At 69.3% G+C, this 22,172-nt stretch carries 20 protein-coding genes; 11 read left to right on the top strand and 9 right to left on the bottom strand.

Annotation, left to right across the window (positions count from 1 at the left end; genetic code table 11):
• The first annotated feature begins 90 nt into the window (after positions 1-90).
• The 5 genes from ACZ6YV_RS07735 to ACZ6YV_RS07715 are packed head-to-tail and all read left to right on the top strand — an operon-like array spanning position 91 to position 6,973.
• A complete protein-coding gene (locus ACZ6YV_RS07735; protein WP_465508882.1) occupies positions 91-1,722 on the top strand; it encodes a thiamine pyrophosphate-binding protein in 1,632 nt (543 codons plus the stop codon).
• Positions 1,719-3,779 (top strand): hydantoinase/oxoprolinase family protein, encoded by a 2,061-nt coding sequence (locus ACZ6YV_RS07730; RefSeq protein ID WP_465508881.1) that lies wholly within the window; start codon positions 1,719-1,721, stop codon positions 3,777-3,779. The genes ACZ6YV_RS07735 and ACZ6YV_RS07730 overlap by 4 nt, the downstream gene beginning before the upstream one ends.
• A complete protein-coding gene (locus ACZ6YV_RS07725; protein ID WP_465508880.1) occupies positions 3,776-5,488 on the top strand; it encodes a hydantoinase B/oxoprolinase family protein in 1,713 nt (570 codons plus the stop codon). Before ACZ6YV_RS07730 ends, ACZ6YV_RS07725 begins: the two co-directional genes overlap by 4 nt.
• A gap of 2 nt (positions 5,489-5,490) precedes the next feature.
• On the top strand, positions 5,491-6,276 hold the full coding sequence (locus tag ACZ6YV_RS07720) for an SDR family NAD(P)-dependent oxidoreductase (protein ID WP_465508879.1): 786 nt from the start codon (positions 5,491-5,493) through the stop codon (positions 6,274-6,276).
• 4 nt (positions 6,277-6,280) lie between these two features.
• Positions 6,281-6,973, top strand: coding sequence for a GntR family transcriptional regulator (locus ACZ6YV_RS07715; protein ID WP_465508878.1), 693 nt, complete (start codon positions 6,281-6,283; stop codon positions 6,971-6,973).
• Positions 6,974-7,045: 72 nt separating this feature from the next.
• Here ACZ6YV_RS07715 and ACZ6YV_RS07710 read toward each other — a convergent pair whose 3' ends face one another.
• Positions 7,046-9,001 (bottom strand): NPCBM/NEW2 domain-containing protein, encoded by a 1,956-nt coding sequence (locus ACZ6YV_RS07710; RefSeq protein ID WP_465508877.1) that lies wholly within the window; start codon positions 8,999-9,001, stop codon positions 7,046-7,048.
• 216 nt (positions 9,002-9,217) lie between these two features.
• Between ACZ6YV_RS07710 and ACZ6YV_RS07705 the strand changes: the two genes are divergently transcribed.
• On the top strand, positions 9,218-10,489 hold the full coding sequence (locus tag ACZ6YV_RS07705) for an aminotransferase family protein (RefSeq protein WP_465508876.1): 1,272 nt from the start codon (positions 9,218-9,220) through the stop codon (positions 10,487-10,489).
• Here ACZ6YV_RS07705 and ACZ6YV_RS07700 read toward each other — a convergent pair.
• The gene (locus ACZ6YV_RS07700; RefSeq protein WP_465508875.1) at positions 10,486-11,667 is read right to left on the bottom strand and encodes an alpha/beta hydrolase fold domain-containing protein; all 1,182 of its coding nucleotides are present in this window, start codon (positions 11,665-11,667) and stop codon (positions 10,486-10,488) included. The genes ACZ6YV_RS07705 and ACZ6YV_RS07700 overlap by 4 nt on opposite strands.
• 108 nt (positions 11,668-11,775) lie before the next feature.
• On the opposite strand from ACZ6YV_RS07700, the gene ACZ6YV_RS07695 reads away from it, so the two are divergent.
• The 3 genes from ACZ6YV_RS07695 to ACZ6YV_RS07685 are packed head-to-tail and all read left to right on the top strand — an operon-like array spanning position 11,776 to position 13,713.
• Positions 11,776-12,186, top strand: coding sequence for an alpha/beta hydrolase fold domain-containing protein (locus ACZ6YV_RS07695; protein WP_465508874.1), 411 nt, complete (start codon positions 11,776-11,778; stop codon positions 12,184-12,186).
• A gap of 1 nt (position 12,187) precedes the next feature.
• Positions 12,188-12,808 carry a dihydrofolate reductase family protein gene (locus ACZ6YV_RS07690; protein ID WP_465508873.1) on the top strand — a complete coding sequence of 207 codons (621 nt, stop codon included), beginning with the start codon at positions 12,188-12,190 and terminating at the stop codon, positions 12,806-12,808.
• Positions 12,805-13,713 (top strand): NAD-dependent epimerase/dehydratase family protein, encoded by a 909-nt coding sequence (locus tag ACZ6YV_RS07685; RefSeq protein WP_465508872.1) that lies wholly within the window; start codon positions 12,805-12,807, stop codon positions 13,711-13,713. The genes ACZ6YV_RS07690 and ACZ6YV_RS07685 overlap by 4 nt, the downstream gene beginning before the upstream one ends.
• Before the next feature lie 546 nt (positions 13,714-14,259).
• Here the strand turns inward: ACZ6YV_RS07685 and ACZ6YV_RS07680 are convergent.
• The 3 genes from ACZ6YV_RS07680 to ACZ6YV_RS07670 form a co-directional block, all read right to left on the bottom strand.
• The gene (locus ACZ6YV_RS07680; protein ID WP_465508871.1) at positions 14,260-14,454 is read right to left on the bottom strand and encodes a hypothetical protein; all 195 of its coding nucleotides are present in this window, start codon (positions 14,452-14,454) and stop codon (positions 14,260-14,262) included.
• Positions 14,455-14,563: 109 nt separating this feature from the next.
• The gene (locus tag ACZ6YV_RS07675) at positions 14,564-15,058 is read right to left on the bottom strand and encodes a GNAT family N-acetyltransferase (RefSeq protein ID WP_465508870.1); all 495 of its coding nucleotides are present in this window, start codon (positions 15,056-15,058) and stop codon (positions 14,564-14,566) included.
• A gap of 42 nt (positions 15,059-15,100) precedes the next feature.
• Entirely contained in the window at positions 15,101-15,880 is a 780-nt protein-coding gene (locus tag ACZ6YV_RS07670) for an IclR family transcriptional regulator (protein ID WP_465508869.1), read from the bottom strand.
• Positions 15,881-15,992: 112 nt separating this feature from the next.
• Between ACZ6YV_RS07670 and ACZ6YV_RS07665 the strand changes: the two genes are divergently transcribed.
• Positions 15,993-16,901: an SDR family oxidoreductase gene (locus ACZ6YV_RS07665; RefSeq protein WP_465508868.1), complete on the top strand. Its 909-nt coding sequence runs from the start codon at positions 15,993-15,995 to the stop codon at positions 16,899-16,901.
• Here ACZ6YV_RS07665 and ACZ6YV_RS07660 read toward each other — a convergent pair.
• The gene (locus ACZ6YV_RS07660; RefSeq protein WP_465508867.1) at positions 16,892-18,427 is read right to left on the bottom strand and encodes a PH domain-containing protein; all 1,536 of its coding nucleotides are present in this window, start codon (positions 18,425-18,427) and stop codon (positions 16,892-16,894) included. The genes ACZ6YV_RS07665 and ACZ6YV_RS07660 overlap by 10 nt on opposite strands.
• Positions 18,424-18,936 carry a PH domain-containing protein gene (locus ACZ6YV_RS07655; protein ID WP_465508866.1) on the bottom strand — a complete coding sequence of 171 codons (513 nt, stop codon included), beginning with the start codon at positions 18,934-18,936 and terminating at the stop codon, positions 18,424-18,426. The genes ACZ6YV_RS07660 and ACZ6YV_RS07655 overlap by 4 nt, the downstream gene beginning before the upstream one ends.
• Before the next feature lie 147 nt (positions 18,937-19,083).
• Between ACZ6YV_RS07655 and ACZ6YV_RS07650 the strand changes: the two genes are divergently transcribed.
• Positions 19,084-20,007, top strand: a complete 924-nt coding sequence (locus tag ACZ6YV_RS07650) for a proteasome assembly chaperone family protein (RefSeq protein WP_465508865.1) — start codon at positions 19,084-19,086, stop codon at positions 20,005-20,007.
• 89 nt (positions 20,008-20,096) lie between these two features.
• Here the strand turns inward: ACZ6YV_RS07650 and ACZ6YV_RS07645 are convergent, their stop codons facing one another.
• Positions 20,097-21,317 (bottom strand): hypothetical protein, encoded by a 1,221-nt coding sequence (locus ACZ6YV_RS07645; RefSeq protein WP_465508864.1) that lies wholly within the window; start codon positions 21,315-21,317, stop codon positions 20,097-20,099.
• 72 nt (positions 21,318-21,389) lie between these two features.
• Positions 21,390-22,043, bottom strand: a complete 654-nt coding sequence (locus ACZ6YV_RS07640) for an NAD(P)-dependent oxidoreductase (protein WP_465508863.1) — start codon at positions 22,041-22,043, stop codon at positions 21,390-21,392.
• Positions 22,044-22,172: the final 129 nt, after the last annotated feature.

Here is a 22,172-nt window from a genome sequence, read left to right as displayed (position 1 = left end):
GGTTAGGATGGTTCTAACCGTCCTTGCCACTCACGAGGCACTGGGCCGGATGGTTGCTGGATCGTTGAACGATCTGGCACTATCGGCGGGGTGCCTGCACCCACCGGAGCCCAGCATCTCGCCGACGCGCTGACCGCTCTGGGGACCGAGGTGGTCTTCGGTCTCCCTGGGGTGCACAACCTGCCGTTATGGGAGGCGCTGGCCGATACGGACATCCGGCTCGTCGGGGTCCGGCACGAGCAGACGGCCGGGTACGCGGCCGACGGGTACGCCCGCGCGACGGGGAAGCTCGGCGTCGCGCTCGTGACCACGGGGCCAGGTGCCGCGAACACCCTCGCCGCCGTCGGTGAGGCCATGGCCTCGGCCGCGCCCGTGCTGATCATCGCGACCGACATCCCGTCGACGCTGCGGCGGCCCGGCGTGGTTCGCGGCGTGCTGCACGAGACGTCGGATCAGCAGGCGATGTTCGCGCCGGTCACCAAGGCAGGGTTCACCGTCCCGAGCGCCGACCAGGTAGCCGCCACCTTGCACCGCGCGGCCCGGCTCGCGCTCCAGCCGCAGAGCGGGCCGGTCTACCTCGGCATCCCCACCGACTTCCTCTCGGAGCGGACGCCCGCCCGCCGTCCGCCGAGGTCGCACGCCCGCCCGTCCGAGATCCCGGATCTCACCGAGGCCGAGGCGTTGCTGGCCACCGCCGACAGGCCGCTGATCTGGGCGGGTGGCGGCGCGTTGCGGGCCGAGGCGGGCGAGGCGATCGGGAAACTCGCCGAACGGCTGGCCGCTCCGGTGCTCACCACGTTCGGCGCCCGCGGGCTCCTTTCGGTCGACCATCCCTGTCTCGCCCCGAACCCGGTGCACGCGCCCGAGGTCGGCGCGCTGTGGGACGAGGCCGACGTCGTCCTCGCCATCGGCACCGACTTCGACGGGCTGATGACGCAGAACTGGCTGATGCCGAAGCCGAAGAAACTCATCGCGATCAACGTCGACCCGGACGACGCGGCGAAGAACTACCAGCCGGACATCACGCTGGTCGGTGACGCCCGCGTGCTCACCGAGGCGCTGAAAGTCGAGGAACGGTCCGGGATCGCGGCGCTCGTCGGCAGGCTCGCCAAGGTCTCCGCCCGGGTCCGGCAGCGGATCAAGGAAGAGGAACCGCAGGCCGCGGATCTGCTGTCCACTTTGGACGAGGTGCTGCCCGCCGACGCCGTCGTGGTCGCGGACATGTGCGTGGCCGGGTACTGGATCGGCGGGTTCCATCGCGTCCGCGCCCCGCGCAAGCTCGCTTATCCGATGGGCTGGGGCACGCTCGGCTACGGTTTCCCCGCCGCGCTCGGCGTCGGTGCCGCGGGGACCGGCCGCGCGATCTGCGTCAGCGGCGACGGCGGTTTCCTGTTCGGCTGCGGTGATCTCGCCACGCTGGCGCAGGAACAGTTGCCGGTCACGGTGATCATCGTCGACGACGGCGGATACGGGATGCTCCGCTACGACCAGGATCGCGCCGGCCTGCCGCGCCGGGGTGTCGACTGGGACAGTCCCGATTTCGTCGGGCTGGCGAGGTCCTTCGGGGTGCACGCGGACCGCGTCTCCGGATTCGGGCGCGCGTTCCGCCGGTTGCTCGGCGAGTTCGTCGAATCCGACGAGCCGAATGTGCTGGTCGTCCGCGCGAAGATGGCGCCGCCGCTCAACACTTCGCCGCGTTGGTACCGAAAGGGTTCTTCGTGACCGGCCTCCGTGTCGGCGTGGACATCGGCGGGACCTTCACCGATCTCTGCGTGCTCGGCGAGAGGGGTGTCGTCGCCGTCGGCAAGGTGCTGACGACGCACGACGAACCCGCTCGCGCTGTCGAGGAGGGTCTCAAGAGGACGCTCGCCGAAGCCGGGCTGGACGCGGCCGACGTCGAGCAGTTCGTGCACGGCACGACGTTGGTCACGAACGCGCTGATCGAACGCAAGGGGTCGCGCACCGCGCTGCTGGCGACCGCCGGTTTCCGTGACGTGCTGGAGATGCGGCGCGAACACCGGTACGAACTGTACGACCTGCTCATCGAACTCCCCGAACCGCTCGTCCCGCGCCATCTGCGGTTCGACGTCCCCGAGCGGATCCTCGCGGACGGGACAGTCCACACAGGACTGGACGAGGAGTACGTCGCGCGCCTCGGCCGCGAGCTCGACGCCCGCGGGATCGACGCGGTGGCGATCTGTTTCCTGCACGCCTTCACGAATCCCGCGCACGAACGGCGGGCCGCTGAAGTGCTCCAAGAGGCCGCGCCGCGGCTGCGGATCGCGCTGTCGGGCGAGGTCGTACCCGAGATCCGCGAATTCGAACGCGCGTCGACGACGGTCGCGAACGTCTACGTCCAAGACCTCACCGAACGTTATCTGCGTGATTTGGAACGGCGCCTGCACGAGGCCGGGGTGCGGCCGTCGCCGCACATCATGCTGTCCAACGGCGGGATCGCGACCGTCGACACGGCCGCGCGGTACCCGATCCGCATCCTCGAATCCGGTCCGGCGGGCGGGGCACTCGCCGCGTCCGCGATCGGATCTGCAGCCGGTGTCGAGGACCTGCTGGCCTTCGACATGGGCGGCACGACGGCGAAACTGTGCATGATCTCCGGTGGCACGCCGTTGGTGACGCACGAGTTCGAAGTGGACCGGAAGTACCGGCTGCTGCCGGGATCCGGGCTGCCGGTCAAGGTCCCGGTCACGGACATGATCGAGATCGGTGTCGGTGGCGGCTCGATCGCCCGCATCGACGCGCTCGGCCTGCTCACCGTCGGCCCGGATTCGGCGGGGTCCGAGCCCGGACCGGTCTGCTACGGGCGTGGCGGCACCGAGCCGACCGTGACCGACGCCGACCTCGTGCTCGGCTATCTGGATCCCGGGTACTTCCTCGGTGGCGGAATGACTTTGGACGCCGAGGGCGCGCGCGAGGCGATCCGCTCGAAGATCGCCGAGCCGCTGGGCGTCAGTGTCGAAGAGGCCGCCTGGGGTATCCACACGAGTGTCAACGAGGACATGGCCAACGCCGCGCGTGTCCACGCCGTCGAGCGGGGCAAGGATCCGGCGAAGCTGCCGATGTTCACTTTCGGCGGCGCGGGGCCGGTGCACGGCGTCGGCGTGGCGCGGGCACTCGGCGCCCCCGAGGTGGTTGCCCCGCCGGCGGCGGGAGTGCTGAGCGCGGCGGGCTTCCTCACCGCGCCGCTGGCCTTCGACTTCGTGCGTTCGGCTCGCTCGGCGGTCCACGATCTCTCGGGAGACCAGGTCGACGCGCTGTTCGCCGAGATGGAGGCCGAGGGCAGAGAACTGCTGGAGAAGTCCGGTGTGGACGGTGCGAAGGTGACGCACCGCCGGATCGCCGAGATGCGCTACTCGGGGCAGGGCTACGAGATCCGCGTGCCTGTCGAGCAGGGGGAGTGGCCGGAGTCGCTGATCGACGCGTTCACCGAGACCTATCGGACGCTGTACCGGAGGACCGGGCCGGACGTCGGGGTCGAGGTGCTCAACTGGCGGGTCGTCTCCAGTGGCCCGGTACCCGGAGTCACGCTGAAACTCGCGGCCGCCGAGGCCGAAGGTGACGCGCGCAAGGGGAGTCGTCCGGCGTACTTTCCCGCCGTGGGTGGTTTCGTGGACACGGCGGTGTTCGACCGGTACCGGCTCAAGCCCGGCGATCGCGTCGAGGGCCCGGCTATCGTCGAGGAACGAGAGTCCACTGTGGTCATTCCGCCGGGCGCTCAGTGCGTGGTCGGCGCGGACGCCAGTCTGATGGTGACGGTGTGAGCGTGGACCCGATCCTGGTCGGTGTGCTGGGAAACCGGCTGCACTCGATTCTGGCCGAGCAGCAGAACGCGCTCGTCAACACGGCTTTCTCATCCGTGGTGCGGGAATCGCTCGACCTCGCCTGCGCGGTGTTCGACTCGCGTGGCGAGATGATCGGCCAGTCCGTCGGCGGGACTCCCGGTCACATCAACGCGATGGCGACCGGGATGCACCACTTCGTCGCGGCTTATCCGCCGGAGACCTTGGAACCCGGCGACGTCCTGCTCACCAACGATCCTTGGCAGACAGCCGGGCAGATCAACGACATCACCGTGGCCACTCCGGTGTTCCTGCGGGGACGGCTGGTCGCGTGGTTCGCTTCCTGTTGCCACGCCCCGGACATCGGCGGGCGGCTGGTCTCGGCCGAGGCCGCCGAGGTCTTCGAAGAGGGCCTGCGCCTGCCGATCATGAAGTTCCTCCGCGCGGGCGAGGTCAACGCGGATCTCGAACTGCTGATCCGCGCGAACGTCCGCACCCCGGAGGAGACCATCGGCGATCTGTACGCCCAGGTCACCGGGAACGAGGTCGGTGCCGCCAGCCTGGTGCGGCTGCTGGAGGAATTCGCTCTCGAGTCGCTGGACGACGTCGCCGCGGAGATCATGAACCGGTCCGAGCGCGCGCTGCGGGACGCGCTGGCGAAGCTGCCGGACGGCACCTACACCAGCGAACTGATGACCGATGGTTTCGACGACGAGGAGGTCGTCCTCAAAGTCGCCGTGACCGTCGACGGCGAGGAGATCCACCTCGATTTCGCCGGGTCGTCGCCGCAGAGCCGCCGCGGGATCAACGTCGTCCTGAACTACACCAGGGCGTACGCCTCGTTCGCGGTCAAGGCGGCCATTTCCCCGGAAGTGCCGCACAACGCGGGTTCGTTCCGGCCGGTGCACGTCACCGCGCCGGAGGGATCGGTGCTCAACTGCACGCCGCCCGCGCCGGTCGCGTCCCGGCATCTGATCGGGCACTTCCTGCCCTCGCTGCTGATCACCGCCTTGCGTGAAGCGTTGCCCGGCAACGCGTTGGCGCACAGCGCGGACGCGTTGTGGATGACGATCTGGCGCGGTACCGACGCCGGGGGTGGCGAGTTCATGCTCAACGTCTTCCAGACCGGTGGGATCGGCGCGCGGTCCACAAAGGATGGTCTCAGCACCACCGGATTCCCGAGCGGGCTGCGGTCCACCCCGACCGAGGTGATCGAGACGATGGCGCCGCTGGTCCAGCGCGAACGCGTGCTGCGCACGGACTCCGGCGGTGCCGGGCGGCGGCGAGGCGGCCTCGGCCAGCGTACGTCGATGTCGGCGCGCGGCGAGATTTCCTGGAGTGTCAACGGGAACATCGATCGAGTGCTTCGTCCTGCGTCCGGTGTGGACTCGGGGCATGATGGCGCGGTCGGCCGGTTCGGGCTCTCCAGTGGCACGGATCTGCCGTCGAAGAGCCGGGTGACCCTGCGGCCGGGCGACGTGGTGGACGTGGTCCTGCCCGGCGGCGGCGGATACGGCGACCCGCGCGAACGGGAGCCGGAAGCCGTGCTCGCCGACGTCGTCGACGGCTACGTCTCGGTGGAAGCGGCGCGCGAACTGTACGGCGTCGAGGTCACCTACCACGGAGAACCCGGGGCACTGGTGCGCCTTCCGGAGGACTACACAGCGATTTCGTCGAGAGGTAAGAGATGAGCATGGGTCGGCTGGCAGACAAGGTCGCGGTGGTCTTCGGCGGTGCCAGGGGCATCGGCCTTGCCACCGTGAGGGAGTTCGCCGCCGAAGGCGCGACCGTGTTCTCCAGCGACATCCGCGAACTCGCGGAACCCGTCGAAGGAGTCGCACACTCCCTTGTGGACGCCACCGACGAGGGACAGGTCGACGAGTTCGTGCGCGGCGTGCTCGCCGAAACCGGCAGGATCGACGTGCTGTTCAACAACGTCGGCATCCACCTCGGGAAACCGTTGGCCGACACCACACTGGCGGAATTCGACAACATCTTCGCGCTGAACGTGCGGGCGGCCTTCCTCGGCACGCGTGCGGTGCTGCCGCACATGATCGCGAACAGGGCGGGCAGCATCATCACGACGTCGTCCAACGGCGGCGTGATGGGCCGCCCCGCCGACCCGGTGTACAACGCCACCAAGCACGCGCTGGTCGGGCTGACGAAGTCGATCGCCGTCGCGCACGCGCACCAGGGGATCCGCGCGAACACGATCAACCCGGGCGCCATCGACACCGACATGCTGCGCGGCACACTCGCGTCGCCGGAGGACTTCGAGGCCAGGCAACACCAACTGACCGCGAGCACGCCCGCCGGCCGGGTCGGCGAGGCTTGGGAGGTCGCGAAAGCCGTCGTCTTCCTGGCGAGCGACGAATCCAGGTTCATCAGCGGGGTCGCGCTCCCGATCGACGGTGCCAAGGCCGCCGGTGCCATGCCGGGCAATCGGTACAGTCTCGACTTCGAACTCGGTGTCAGGTAACGCCATGTCCACTCCTGCCGCCGAGGAGACACTGGCCCGCGACAGACCTTTGCTCGAACGGAGCGGGACCGCGGAACGGGTCGCGGAGATCCTGCGACAGCGCATCACGGAAGGCGTTTTCCCGCCCGGGTCGAGGCTTTCCGAACCGTCGATCAGCGCCGCGCTGGGTGTTTCGCGCAACACGTTGCGCGAGTCCTTCCAGCTGCTGGCGCACGAACGGCTGGCGGTGCACGAACTCAACCGCGGCGTCTTCGTGCGGGAGCTGACCGCGCAGGACATCTCGGATATCTACGTCATGCGGCGGGTCACCGAATGCGGTGCGCTGCGCCGCGCGTCCGAACTGTCCACTGTGGATCTTTCGGCTCTCGAAGCCGCGATGCGGGCGGGCCGCGCCGCGGCCGACGAGGGTGACTGGCAGGCCGTCGGAACCGCCAGTATCGCTTTCCACCAAGCGGTGGGCGACCTGGCGGACAGCGAGCGGGTCAGCACGACGATGCGCCAGGTGCTGGCGGAGACGCGGCTGTTCTTCGTGCTGGCGGAGAACACACGCGCGTTCTTCGAGCCGTTCCTGGAGCGGCACGAGCGGATCCTGCGGGATCTGGAGCGAGGGCGGTTCGGGCCCGCGGAGACGGCGCTGGAGAAGTACCTGCGGGATGCTGAGAAGCAGCTTCTGGCCGCTTACGAGCGCCGGGGTTGAGCCTCGCGACGTGCTATGAAAGGCCCGTTACTGGCAAAATTTGCGAGTAACGGGCCTTTCATAGCACGCGCGTCAGCAGCTCAGAGCGGCACCGGCCCAGTCCGCGTGGTCGGAATCGACACCATCACCGCCGTCCGTGACGACCAGATCGAGCACCTGAACCCCGCTCAGCGGCACGGAAAGCTTCTGGGCGGCCTGACCGCGCTTGAGCACGCCGGTGTTCGCCAGCCGCTTGCCGTCACCGACGACCTCGAAGGCCACGCTGCCACCGGCCTTCTCGTCGTCGACCCCGACGGACGAAGTGAACGACGCGCATCCGCCGCCGAGATACAGCCGGACCTTCGACGGCGCGTGGACGCCCAGCCCGTCTTCGTAGGTCGCCCCGCCGATGCTCATCTTGTGGCCGTCACCGGCCCCCGATTCACCGTTGCTGGTCCCGCGTTCCACCGGGCCGTAGCCGTTTTCCGTCGTCATGAACGCCGCCTTCGACAGCGCGCTCGTCCCGGTGGCCGGCGCTTTCACGAGCGGAGCGCTCCCGTTCGCGGTCAACGATCGCGCGCCCCAGGACGTCCGGTAGTCGATCCGCCCGGAGACCTCGACGCGATCACCGCCAGGGGACGACGGGCGCACCGTCCAGGACTGCTCCCACGACTTCCCCGGCGCGACGGCGGGAATCCGCACTTCGGTCCGGCCGTCCGGCTTCCAGCCCGCTCCGACCGTCAGTTTCACCGTGCCCGATCGTACCGGCGTCCGGCCGTCGTTGAACACCTTGAGCGTCGTGGTGAACGGCTTGTCGGCGGCGGCGTATTCGGGCGACCGCAAGGAAAGTGTCGTATGCGGCGCGGCCTGCGGCTGGGTGGACGGCCACACGCGGAACGTCGCCGATCCGTGGCTCGGCAACCCGGCCCTCAGGGTTCCGGCGGACTCGGTCTCGGCGCCGGTCCACAGGTCCCGGACCCGGTAGCCGGAGGAAGCCGGGGCGCCGATCTCGGCGGCGGTGGCGGACACTGTCGCCGGGGCGCCGCCGCGATTGAACAGCACGACGACGTCCGAGCCGTCGGACATCGGCTTGGCCCAGACCTCGGTGTCACCGTCGTCGCGGACCTTGTGGCCCTGCTTGCCGCCCCAATCCTGGTTGACCGCGAGAACATCCTTGTTCAGCAGGATCTTCTTGGTCGCGTCGGACATCGAGCGCAGGTCGTTGCCCGCCAGCATCGGGGCGTTGAGCAGTGACCAGAGCGCGAAGTGGGACCGGTATTCCGTGTCGGTCATGCCGCCGTTGCCGACCTCGAGCATGTCCGGATCGTTCCAGCCGCCCGGCCCGGCGTAGCCCTCCAGACCGACCTGCTGGTCGAGGAGGTTCGTCATGCTCCCCCAGCTGTCGCTGATGTCTCCGGTGGTGCGCCACAGCTGCGCGCCCGCACCCTTGCCCCATTCCCAGGGCTTGTTCTCGCCCCATTCACAGAGCGCGTAGACGATCGGGCGGCCGGTCCTCTTCAGCGCCTCGCCCATTTTCGTGTACCGCTCCAGCGCGGGGCGGCCCTGGTTGTGGCAGTTGTCGTACTTGAGGTAGTCGACTCCCCAGTCCGCGAACGTCTGCGCGTCGACCTCTTCGTGGTCGAGCGAACCGGGCATGGTCCGCGCGCAGGTCTCCGTGCCGGCGCTGGTGTAGATGCCGAGCTTCAGGCCCTTGCCGTGCACGTAGTCGGCCAGTGCCTTGATACCGCTGGGGAAACGGGTCCGGTTCGGCTCGTACTTCCCGTCGGGGGTGCGGTTCTTTTCGGCCCAGCAGTCGTCGACGTTGACGTACTGGTAGCCCGCGGCCTTCATCCCGGACGACACCATGGCGTCGGCGGTTTCCCGGATCAGCTGTTCGGTGATGTCGCAGCCGAACTTGTTCCAGCTGTTCCAGCCCATCGGCGGGGTCGAGACAGGTGGTGATTGTGGACTCTCGGCGGCTGCGGCCGGAACGGCGCAGAGGGCGGTGAGCGTGCAGACAGCGACGAGCGCGCCAGCGAGACGACGCATAAGTTCCTCCCAGAATGCTCAACTCTGAACAAACTCACTCATCAAACAACAGGATCGACCGGTGCTGGTCAAGGGCCGTTGGGATGGTGTCGGAAATTCACCGTCGGTTGCGCGGACAGACCGGCGAGGTCCGTCGGGCGAACTGTGCACGATGGAGTGTTCGCGTCGCGGCCGGATCCGGGTGAGGATGGGGGCACGAGCACGAGGAGGAAGATCATGGTTTCGTCGGCGTCCGCGCGCAATCCGCTGTGGCACCCCTTCGCGGACATGGGAGCGGTCGACGGCGACCGGCTCGTCATCACCCGCGGTGAGGGTTCTTACGTCTGGGACGACGAGGGTAAGCGGTATTTCGACGCGACCGCGTCGCTCTGGTACGCGAACTTCGGGCACGGGCGCGAGGAGATCGCGCAGGCCGTCGCGGACCAGTTGCGGACGCTCGATTCGTACAACCTGTTCGGCTACAACGCCAACGAGCCCGCGCTGAAACTCGCCGAACGGGTCTCCGCGCTGGCGCCGGAGCCGGGTTCGAAGGTGTTCTTCGGTTCGGGCGGCGGTGACGTCGTCGACACCGCGGTCAAGATCGCCCGCTCGTACTTCGCGCACACCGGACGCCCGGAGAAGGTGCACGTCATCGGGCGGGTGCAGGGCTACCACGGCACGCACGGGTTCGGCACGGCCGTCGGCGGCATCGCGGCCAACGCCGCGGGGTTCGGGCCGCTGCCGGGCGACATCTCGCACGTGCCGTACGACAGCACCGAAGCGCTCGAAGCGGAGATCCTGCGGGTCGGGTCGGAGCAGGTCGCGGCGTTCTTCTGCGAACCGGTGATCGGCGCGGGCGGGGTCCTGCTGCCGCCGGACGGGTACATCGAGACGGTCGCCGAGATCTGCCGCAAGTACGACGTGCTGTTCGTCGCGGACTGCGTGATCGCCGCGTTCGGGCGGCTGGGCACCTGGTTCGGGATCGACCGGTGGGCTGTGAAACCGGACATGATCACGACCGCGAAGGGCATCACCGGCGGCACGATCCCGCTGGGTGCGCTGATCGTCGCGCCGAGGGTGGCCAAGCCGTTCTTCACCGGCGAGCCGGGCGCGCCGGTGCTGCGGCACGGCGCGACTTACGCGGGACATCCGGTCGCCTGCGCGGCGGGCAACGCGACGCTGGACATCTACGAGCGCGACGGGCTCATCCCGCGCGGGCGGGAGCTGGAGAAGCCGCTGGCGGACGCGCTTTCCGGACTGGTTTCGCATCCGCTGGTCGCGGAAGTCCGCGCCGGGCTGGGATTCCTCGCCGCGGTGGAACTGAAGGCCGAGTTCCTCGCGTCCGACGCCGGTGCGCCGAACCGGCTGCAGCGGATGGCGCGGGAGGAAGGCGTCCTCGTGCGAAACCTGGCCAAGGGCATCGCGGTCTCGCCGCCGTTGATCGCCGGGGAAGCCGAACTGGACCTGCTCGCTTCGGCCCTGCCACGCGCGCTGGACAGGCTGGTCTAGCCGGCTTCGGCCGTGGCTCCGCTCTCGCCCGTGCCGAGGAAACCGGCGACCTGTTCGAGGGCGTCCGCGGCTTCGGGCAGGAATGACCAGAACAGGTGGAACACGTGCGTGCCGACCGGGTACAGGTCGAAGCGCACGTCGAGTCCTTGCTCGCGGGCCTGGTCGACGAAGCGGCGTGTCTCGGGCAGCGTCACGTCCTCGGTACCGGACTGGACGAGCAGCGGCGGCAACCCGGACAGATCGGCCTCGAAGATGTTCAGCAGGGGATCCGACGACGGGTGCTCGCGGACGTAGTGCGAGAACCATCGCGTGACCGGGGTGCCGCCGTCCGGCGGATCCACCACGTCCACCACCGGACACAGCAGCACCGCTTTCCCAGGCTGGGGCAGACCCTGCTGTTTCAGTTCGAGCAGCAGCGAGACGGCCAGCCCACCGCCCACCGAGTCGCCGCTGATGGTGAGCCGCGACGGATCGGTGCCCTGGTCGAGCAGCCACCGGTACGCCCGGAACGCGTCGTCAAGCGCGGCGGGGAAGGGGTGCTCCGGCGCGAGCCGGTAGTCCGGCAGCAGGATGGCGGCACCGCTGGCCGCCGCCAGCGCACCGGCCAGCGGGCGGTAACCGAAGGCCGAGCCCGCGATGTACCCGCCGCCGTGCAGGTGCAGCACGCCCGGCCGGTGCTCCGGCCCGGGGGCGACCACGAGTGAGGACACGCCGTCCGCCTGGACCGGCCTCACTACCGTGCCTTCCGGGATGGGCATTTGCGCGTTGAGCGCTTCGAAGGCTTCGCGCATCTCCGCGAGACCGCTTCCGCCGTCCTCGACGACCGAATTCCACAGCTGCGTGACCCGGGCGTTCACCTCGCCGCCGACCGACCGGGTGAGGGCGATCGCGTCGTCCATATCGGACAGCAGCGGGAGCGTGGCACCGAGCAGCGCCTCGCCGGCGAGGGTCAGCTCGACGCGGTGGGTCGAGCGGCGCAGCAGCTGACAGCCGATCAGCTGCTCCAACGCCTTGATCTGGCGGCTGAGGGCGGGCTGGGAGACGAACAGCCGGTTCGCCGCCCGGCTGAAGTTGAGTTCGCCGGCGACCGCGACGAACGCCCGCAGATGTTTGAACTCGATCGCGTCGGCGGCCGAAGGCGTGCCCAGCAGCCGCGGCCCGGCGGGACGTTCGGACATGGCGTCGAGTATCCCCGCCCGAACCCGGCCGTGGTGATGCGTTTCGCGCAAGAAGGTGATGCGGGATCGGTCTTTCCCTTCCCCGCCCCGCTCGTGACAGGGTTGGTCATGGCCGAAACAGCAGGTCAGCGCGTTGCCAAGCTGCGGATGCGGGGCGGCGTCGCGCGGGTGCACTGGCCTTCCGGGCTGCGTGCCACGGCCCCGTTGGTGCTTTGGTTCGCCCCGGACGGGGCAGGCGCCGAACGGGTCGCGGGCTGCGGGGCGGTGGTGATCGCCGCCGGACTGCCCGCGTTCCCGGCGGCGCGGGCGTTACTGGAGTGGGCGGCGGCGCACCCCCGGAGCCTGGGGGCCGATCCGGGCCCGGTGCTGATCGCGGGGGAAGGAGCGGGGGCCGAACTGGCCGCGCGCGTCGCGAAGTACGCGAGGGAGCAGGGCTGGCCGCCGGTCCGCGAGGTGGACGGCGGTCCTGGGGGTATCGCCGCCCACCTCGGGAAATCGAAACGAATCGTGGAGGAATGACATGAGCAAGGTCTTCACCGGCCTCGCCGTCTCGGTGGACGGCTTCATCAGCGGAAAGCTGCCCGAGGGCGCCGAAGAGTTCGGAAGTGGGCTCGGCGACGCGCCGACGCTGTTCGACTGGTACTTCGACGGCGACACCCCGAGCGAGGTGTTCGACGGATTCAAGCTGAGCGAACCGAGCGCGCGGTTCTTCGACACCATCGCGAGCCGGATCGGCGCGATCGTCGTCGGGCGCACCACCTACGAGCATTCCAGCCGTTTCGGCGGCGGGAGCCCGCACCCGACGGCGCCGATGGTCCTCGTCAGCCACTGTCAGGTGCCCGAAGCCGGTGCCGAGCAGACCGTGATCACCACCGGCGTCGAGGACGCCATCACCGCGGCACGCGAGATCGCCGGGAACAAGGACGTCGGCCTGATGGGCGGCGGGCTGGTCACCTCCGCGCTGGCCGCGGGGCTGGTCGACGAGGTGATTCTCCACCAGGTGCCCCTCCTGCTCGGCCGGGGCAGGAGGTTCTTCAACGAACTCCCGGAACACGTGGAACTCCGTCTGCTGCAAGCGATCCCGGCTCCGGGCGTGACTCACCTGCACTACGGGGTTGAACGAGGGGGCGTCGGCCGATGATCCTCGTCACTGGCGGACTGGGCATGATCGGCGCCCACACCGCCCGCGCGCTCACCGACCTCGGCCACGACGTCGTGGTCACGGCCCATCGACGCACCGAGGTCCCGTCGTTCCTCGAAGGCCGGGTGACCGTCGAACCCCTCGACGTCACCGATCGGGAGGCCTTCCTGGCGCTCGCCGATCGCCACGACATCGGCGACATCGTCCACCTCGCCGGAACGATCCCCGGCGAGGACCCGGTCGGCTTCTTCCGCGCGGACACCACCGCCCTGCTCAACGCGCTGGACGCCGCGCGCACCTGGGGCGTCCGCAGATTCGCCGTCGCCGGCAGCCTCGGTGTCTACATCGGACAGACGGTTTCCCCCTGGCACGAGGAGCTCGCCCTGCCCTCCGTGGCGCTACCGCATCCGATCATCGCTTTCAAGAAGGTCGTGGAGGCGGTCACCACGCACGCTCTCGCGGGCAGCGAGGTCCAGCCGGTCGTGCTCCGGATCGGGAGTATCTGGGGGCCGTTGATGGATCCGGAATCGCCGTTCAACCCCATTCCGCCGTACATCAGCGCCGTCCTTCGCGGTGAGCGGCCGTCGCCACTGCTCGCCGACGACGGTGGTGACAGCTGTTACGCGCCTGACGCGGGCCGCGCGATCGCCTTGCTCGCGACCGCGGACACCCTGCGGCACAACACTTACAACGTGTCCCGCGGACGGCCGCTGCTCAACCGGGAACTCGCGGGCGCGCTGGAGGCGATCACCCCTGGACTTCGGCTCGACCTCCGGACGGGAGGAGAGACTGGACCGCACCTCGACATCACCCGGCTCGTCGAAGACACCGGCTTCGAACCGGTTTTCGACGTCGCGGCGGCCGTCGCCGACTATGTCGCGTGGCGGGGGAGCAACCCCAAGTGACAGTTCGGGAACCCGGACACGCAGACGGTGGGCAGGGTGGGGCGTGAGTGGCGATTCGGGTTCTATTGGGGGTAAGGCAGCCGTGTCGTGAAGGTCCCCTTCATTGCGCCTGGCGCAGTGAAGGGGACCTTCATGTACTTGGGGGAGGTAGGGAAGGAGGCCTTCACGGCTACGGCCTGGGATCAGGCCTTAGCCGAAATCCAGTAGGTACTCAAGACCTGCCAGCCCTGACCCGAATCGTCACTCGCGACCCACCCGGACTGACCGCTCACTCCGCCTCCTGCCCCACGGCAGACGCGACGAAGGGGCCTTTCATGGCAGATGCCATGAAAGGCCCCTTCCAGGTCACACCCCGCGATTCGGTGCCGAATCGCCGGGCCTGACGTGCACGAGGGCCTCGCGCTCGGTCATGAAGGGCACAGCCGACGGGACCAGGTCCCTTCATGACACCCCCAGTGCGACGGGCCCACGCGGGCCCGCCTCAGTGGAGGCGGAGTTCTTCGCCCTCGAAGTCCGCGGTGGTGATCCACGCGGACGGTCTCGGTGTCACCTCGAAGTCATACGCCATACCGGCACATTAACCACCCGCCCCGACAATTCCGGGAGCTCATGCCCCCTGACCACGGTGAACCGCCACTTGTCGACCCCGCCGCCCATGATCTCGGCGTAGCGCCGGGCGCCGTCCGCGTTGGCGAAGCGCACCTGCTGGCCATTGGTGAGATGGGTGATCTTGACCGCCATCCGTGCCTCCTGAGTCCGGTGCCGGCCCGCGGAGCTTCCCCCTCCGGGGCCGGCGCGGACAGTAGAACACACGTTCGACAGGTGTCGCCAATCCGACCCCCCGCGCGGGTCATCGCCGCATGGTCACCCGCGGCCACACGTCCAGCCCACGGGCGATTTCGTGGGCCCGGACGGCTCGCAGGCCCTCGGTGAGAGCCTCCTCGTCGAGCGTCGCGAAGCCGAGCCGGGCGTAGTACGGCGCGTTCCACGGCACCTCGGCGTACGTCGTCAGCGTCAGTCCCGCGAGTCCTTCGCTCGCGGCCCACGCCGCGGCGTGCTCGATCAGCCGCCGCCCGAGGCCTTGCCGCGCGTGATCCGGACGGACGGACACCTGCTCGATGTGGCCGTGGCCGTCGACGACCTCGGCGATCAGGTACGCCACCGGGCCGTCGCCGGTGTCGTGCACCCAGGCCCGGCCCGCGCGCTGGTAGCTCGCGAGCTCCTCGATCGACGGCGGGTCGTCGTCGGCGATCGCGGCCATGCCGAGCGCGCGGAACGGTTCGCCCGCGGCGCGCTCGATGTCCTGGAGCGCGGGCAGGTCTTCGGGTACGGCGAGTCGGATCACGAGTCGAGTTCTACTCCGTCGCGACGAGCGGACGCGCGCGAATTAGAGCGAGAACGACGACACGGCCCGGTGGATCCTGCTCGCGTACGACTGGAGCGCGACGATGGCGGCCCGTTTCGCGTCGTCGCTGATCCGGGTCGCGGGGGCGGCCAGGGTCAGCACCGCGGGCCGGTGCCCGGTGCTCGGGATCGGTACCGAGCACGACCAGACGCCGTCGTCCAGTTCGCCCCAGCTGACCGAATACCGGTTCGCCCCGGCGCGTTTGACCTCTTCCCGCACGCTCGGGCCGCGCCGTTGGACGATCGCGGAAAGCCGCCTTTCGCGTTCGCCTTCCGGCAGCATGGCGAGCAGCATCTTGCCCGACGCGCCGGCGCCGAGCGGGACGGAATGGCCCGGCTGGAAGGTGAAGCGCATCGCGCGCTCGCATTCGACCCGGTCCGCGCAGACCGCGGAATCGCCGAAATGCTGGAACAGCAGGACTGTCTCGCCGAGGTCGCGTGCGGCCTCTTCCATCGCCGGGCGCGCCAGCCTGGCGAGATCGTTGGCCAGCTGCGCCGCTCGCGCGAGCGGCATCACCTGGCTCGTCACGTGGTAGCGCCCTGTCTTGCCCTCCTCCAGGAGTTGGAGTTCCTTCAGCAGCGCGACATAGCGATATGTCGTGGCGACCGGAGTGCCGATCCTCGCGGCGAGTTCGGCGACGCTCGCGTCCCACCGGCGTTCGGAAAAGGAGAGCAGCAGCTGCAGTACTTTGCGCGAGCTGCTGGCGCCGGGGGTGCGTTTCGGTGGAGCGGTGGTGTCCAGGGATCGTGCGGCAGGTGTCATCTTGACCTCTCGCCGGGGCAATCACAAAGAGTCAAGAACGTAGCACATTGTGTGAAATGCGGACCAGGGACTTTGGTCCACTAACAAGCGGACTTCTTGCTAGGTTCGGACGATGGAAAAGCCATTGGCGGGCAAGATCGCGTTGGTCGCCGGGGCGACTCGCGGGGCCGGGCGGGGAATAGCGGTCCGGCTGGGGGCCGCCGGCGCGACCGTTTACGTGACCGGCCGCAGTACCGGTTCCCGGAGATCGGAAATGAATCGCCCGGAGACGATCGAGGAGACCGCGGCCCTCGTCGACGAAGCGGGCGGGCACGGGATCGCGATCCGGGTCGACCATTTGGAGGCCGACCAGGTCCGCGAACTGGTGGAACGGATCGACGCCGAACAGGGCGCGCTGCACGTGCTGGTCAACGACATCTACGGCGCGCCCATCGAATGGGACAAGACCGTCTGGGAGTCCACTTTGGACACCGGATTGCGGACGTTGCGGCTCGCCGTCGACACCCATGCCATCACCAGTCATTTCGCGCTCCCGCTCATGATCAGGACGCCGGGCGCGCTGGTCGTCGAGGTCAACGACGGGACCACCGAGTACAACTCGGAGAACTACCGCGTTTCCTTCTTCTACGACCTTGCCAAGACCGCGGTGAACCGGATGGCGTTCGCGCTCGCCCACGAATTGGAACCGCACGGCGGTACCGCGGTGGCGGTCACGCCGGGCTGGTTGCGTTCCGAGGCGATGCTCGACGCTTATCAGGTCACCGAAGAGAATTGGCGGGACGCGACGAAGGTGCAGCCCCATTTCGCGATTTCTGAAAGCCCGGCGTTCGTCGGCCGGGCGGTCGCGGCGCTGGCCGGCGACCCGGAAGTCGCCCGCTGGAACGGGAAATCGGTGTCCAGTGGTGAATTGGCGAAGGAATACGGATTCACCGACCTCGACGGGAGTCGCCCCGACGCCTGGCTCTATCTCGTCGAGGTCCAGGACGCCGGAAAACCGGCGGACGTCACCGGCTACCGCTGAGCCTCCCGTCGCAGGAAAGGAGTGAGCAGGCCGGGCGCGGCCTGCTCCGCCATCGCCAGCCCGGCTGATTCGCCGACGTCGACGACCTGATAGCCGCCCCTGCCCGCCGCGATCGGGGCGGTCACGGTGATCAGCCCGGCGCGGCGCTGGAAGAACGAGCGGCTGACGACGATCCCGGTGAGCCCTTCGCGCCGGATCGCCACCGTCGCGCGCGCCAGCGAACCGGAGCGGCTGACCAGATACCGCCCGACGATCGCGTGGCCGAGATTGCGGTAGCCGTCCCAGCCCACGAGCGCGGCGAACGGCACCAGGCCGAGCGCGACCTGCCACATCCACGACGGCAGGAAGTCGATCCAGGACAAGCCGAACAGCACCGCCGCCAGGATCAGCACGCCGCCGATCGACCGGGTGAGCCGCCGGGTCAGCGCCCGTCGCGGATGCCTGTCCAGCGACACGGTGGCCGGGTCGAAGTTCTCCCGAAGCACCTCGGCCGCGACCTCGTGGACCCGGCCGACCGGCGCGGGCGGCAGCAGGAGCCCGCCGCCCTTGTCCGCGCCCTTGCCCTCGCGCAGCCCGCCCGCGATCGCGGTGAGCCGCGCTCCGCCCGCGATCCGCAGCGGCAGCGTTTCCTTCACCTCGACGCCGCGAAGCCGTTCTTCTTCGATGGACACCGAACGCGTGGTGATCAGCCCGCGCCGGATGTGCAGGGTGCCCTCGGATTCCCTGGTGAGCTTGAAGTTCCAGAACGAGAGCACGTAGCCGCCGACGGAAAGCAGCGAGACGACCACCAGCAGGACGACCGCCGCGACGACCACGATCAGCCACACCGCCGTGTTCGCCAGGCCGTCCATGAGGTCCCGCAGCGGCCCGACGTTCTCCGGGTCGATGTTCAGCTGGTGCGCGAAATGCCAGACCGCGGCGAACACCGCGCCCACCACGGCGAGCCCGGACAGCGTGAACGGCGCGTACCGCACCCACTTCCGGTCGACCTCCGCCACGACCTGCTCCGGCGGCGGTGGCGCGGCCTCGGCTTCCGAGGAGATCCCCGCGGCTTCCTTGCGGTGCAGGAGAACCGTGCGCAACCGGTGCGCCTCGGTCTCGCTGACGGCGTCGAGCACCAGCTGGTCGTTGCTCGAGCCCTGTCCGATCGAATGCCGTCCGGTGCCGATGCGCACCGCGCTGAGGGAGAACAGGCGGTGCTTCGGCTCCGAGGTGACGTCGACGGTGCGGATCCGGTCCAGCGGGATCGCGCGCTGCTTGCGCAGCAACAGTCCCGTGGTCCATTCCACCTGGCCGCTGGTGATGCGGTAGCGCGAAGTGAGCACGTGCGAGATGCCGACGAACACGGTCAGCGCGGTGACTCCCAGCCCGATCCACTCCCAGCCGTTGCCCCGGCCGAGGACCACCGTCCCGATCAGCACCGGCAGTGATTTGACGATGTCGAGCACCGGCCGGATCAGCAGCATCCGGCGGTCGAGGCGGTGCCACTGGTCGACGGCGGCTTCCGGCAGCGCTTCGGTGCTCATGTCGCGTCACCGGCGGTGGCCTGGGTGGTCTTCGTCAGTTCCGCGGCCAGCGCCAGCGCGTCGGCGTGGTCGAGACCGGAGATCTTCACCGGGCCCGCGGCCGACGCCGTCGTCACGGTGAGTTTCGCCAGCCGGAACAGCTGCTCGACCGGGTCACGTTCGATGTCGACGGTCTGGATCCGCGAGATCGGCGCGATCCGCCAGTCCTGCTTGAGCCAGCCTTCCTGGGTGTACACGGCCTCGCCGGTGACTTCCCAGCGGTGGATCCGGTAGCGCCACTGCGGCATGACCAGCAGATGCAGCGGCGCGAGCACGCAGGAGATCGTCAAGGCGACCGTGAGCCACGTCGGGGCGTCGTCGCTGGTGAAGACGAACACGGCCTGTACGCCGACGAGGATCACCCAGCCGACCGCGGCCCACACCGTCCAGTAGCCGATGGCACGACGGCTGACCCGGTTGGCGGGCGGGCGCAGGGTGAACCGTTCCGCCGTTGCTGTCTCTTCTGTCACCCCTTCAGCCTGCACCACCTGGGCGCGGGCCGCCCACGACAAGTGTCACCCCCCGATAGGATCCGGGCCACGTTCGGCGGAATGGATGCCCCCTATCGGGGCGTTGCCACCCGTAGAAGGTTGTACGCACGAAATCTGGAGGATCTGGTGGCGCTGGACCCGGAAGACCTGTACGAGGTGGACTCGGACGTCCCTGACCTCGGCGGGGCCGTGCTCCTGCACTACTTCGAAGGGTTCATGGACGCGGGTTCGGCGGGCAAGCTCGTCGCCGAGCACCTTCTGAACTCCTCCGAGCACCGCGTGATCGCGCGCTTCGACGTCGACCGCCTCATCGACTACCGCTCGCGCCGCCCGACGATGACCTACGCCATCGACCACTGGGAGGCCTACGACGCCCCCGAACTGGTCGTCCACCTGCTGAACGACGCCGACGGCGTGCCGTTCCTGCTGCTCACCGGGCCGGAGCCGGACCACGACTGGGAGCGGTTCTGCGCGGCCGTGCGCGGGCTGGTCGAACGCTGGGACGTCCGGCTCACCACCGGTTTCCACGGCATCCCGATGGGCGCGCCGCACACCCGCCCGCTCGGCGTGACAGCGCACGCGACGCGGGACGAACTGGTCGGCGAGCACCGGCCGCTGCCCAACCGGATGCAGGTCCCGGGCAGCGTCGCCGCGCTGCTGGAGTTCCGCTTCGGCGAGTGGGGGCACGACGCCGCCGGTTTCGCCGCGCACGTGCCGCACTACCTGGCGGAGTCGTCGTACCCGAGCTCGGCGCTGCACCTGCTCGAGGCTGTCGCCAGGGTGACCGGGCTGAACCTGCCGGACGAGGATCTGCGGGAGGCCTCGCGCGAGGCGGACGCCGAGATCGACCGTCAGGTCGCCGAGTCGGAGAAGGTCGCCGACGTCGTGCGCGCGCTGGAGCGGCAGTACGACACGTTCATGGAGGCGTCCGGCAAGGAAAGCCTGCTCGCGGAGTCGGTCGAGCACATGCCGACCGCCGAGGAGCTGGGCACCCAGTTCGAGCGCTACCTCGCCGATCCTGAGGGCTACGGGAACACCCCCGAGCGCTGAGGTTCCCTTGAGCTCAAGTTCGTGAAGGCCTCCTTCCCTACCCTCAAGGTAGGCAAGGAGGCCTTCACGGACTGTCACACGCGGCAGGGTCAGCGCAGGCCGGACGAGGCGATCACGCCCCAGGTGCTCTGCAGCCCGCCCGAACTGCCGAGACCGGCGGCCAGCACGCCCGTGGTCCCGGGAACGGCGGCGAAGCCGAGGATCGAACTGCCCTCGGCCGTCTTGGCCACCTCCGGCGGAAGCGCGTCCTTCCGCCATTCGGTCCCGTTCCACGTGTTCATCAGGATGTGGCCGTCACCGGGCAGCCAGCCCGCGGTCCACAGCTTCCCGGAGCCGTCGAGCGCGGCGGCGTTGATCTCGTCGAACGGACCGGACGGCAGGGGACTCCACTTCTGTCCGTCCCAGCGCGTGACGAACGCCGGGATGCCGGTCGCGTTCCATTCGTTCACCCGGCCGACGACGTAGGCCGAGCCGCGGCCGTCGGGTACGACGTGGTTGACCAGCCAGCCGGTGCTGTGCTCCGACGGCACGGGAACCTCGGTCTGCCGCCAGCTCTTGCCGTTCCAGTGCAGCAGGAACGGCGTCTCCTTCCCGTCCGCGGCCGCGGCGGACGCGGCGACCCACAGGTCGTCGTCGCCGGTGCCGCTGACGCGCGACGGCTGGAGCGGGCGGGCGCCGGTCTGCGGGATCTCGACCGGCTCCCACGCCTTTCCTGTCCAGTGTTCGAGATGGCTCGCCGACTTGCCCGTCTTCGGGTCGAAGTCGGAGGAGACCAGCCAGACCGAACTCGGTGAGAACGCGGTGATGTCCGCCGCGAAACCGTCCATGCCCGCCGGTGGTTTCGGGCGTTCGATGTCGGTCCACATCTTGCCGTCCCACCGCTGGACCACGGTGGACGTCGACTCGGCGGCCCGCGGACCCGCCGCGGAAGGCAGGCGTGCGGGCCGCCGTGTGCCCACTTCGGTGGTGCGGTCGCCGGCGGCCCACACGTTGTCCGGTGCCGAGGCGGAGACGTCGGTGAGCCGGGCACCGGCGCCGCCGACCGGGGCCAGGGTGGTGTCGGCCCATTTCGTGCCGTCCCACCGGAGGGCGACCGGGACCTCGGCGCTGCCGGTCCAGGTGCTGCCGACGGTCCAGGCGTCGTTCGCGCCGGTGGCCGTGACACCGAAATAGATCCGGTTCGCCGTACTGTCCAGTGGCTGTTCCAGCTGCCAACCCTCGCTCGCCGAGGCCGTGCTCGTGAGCAGGCCGGACAAGCCGAGGACCAGGCCGGACACGGTCAGCGTGGATCGTCTTGCTACGCCTCGCATCTGGGACCCTTCCAGTTGTCGCAGGGGTATGTGTGAACTCTTTACGAACTGCCCTGCCGGAAGGTTGCCCCGTCAGTGGTCGATGGCGATCATTTCCCTCGAATGCTTCGGCCGTTCGATCTCGTCGACCAGCGCGACGGCGAGATCCGCGTACGAGAACGGCCCCGCGTCCTCCGCGCGCGGCAGCACCCGGTGGTCCCCGGTGCGGTATTCGCCCGTGCGGTCGGCGTGTTCGTCGATCATCGCGGGCGGCGGCGCGACGACTACCCAGTCGAGCCCGCCGTCGGACGCACGGAAGACCTCCAGTTCCGCCGTGTGCCCGAGCGAGAACTCACGGTGCGCCGACGGCCAGCCCGGCTGGGCGTGGAACGCCACACCCGGTGAGATCTCCAGCGCCGATCCGACGCCGACGACGACCAGTCTCGGCACGCCGGCCCGGCCGAGACCGTCGATCAACGCGTGCGCGGCGGCCGGGTAGTACTCCCGCGACGGGAGATCCGCGCGGTAGATGGAACTGATCGCGGCGTCGTGCCCGGCGGCCGCCTTCGCGACGTCGCCGGTGACAGTGACGTCGGCGGCGGTCAAGGTGACGTTGTCCCCGGCGAGATCCGCGTGCCGCCGGGGATCCCGGACGGCGGCGGTGACCTGATGCCCGCGGCTCACGGCCTCGGCGACGGCCCGGCGTCCTCCGCGTCCGCCGGCCCCGAAGATGACGATCCTGCTCATCGTGCTCCCTTTTTCCTTGCCGGTAACCGATCACCGGCGCCGGACGCGATGGTAGGAGCGGACCCCTCGGTTACCGCAACGAAACCGACCCCCGGACCTTCTGGGCCCGTTCACCCGAATGGTGCTGGT

Source organism: Amycolatopsis sp. NPDC102522 (assembly GCF_055584485.1).
The sequence above is the reverse complement of the archived record's forward strand: the minus strand, read 5'-3'. Positions and strand labels throughout refer to the sequence as shown.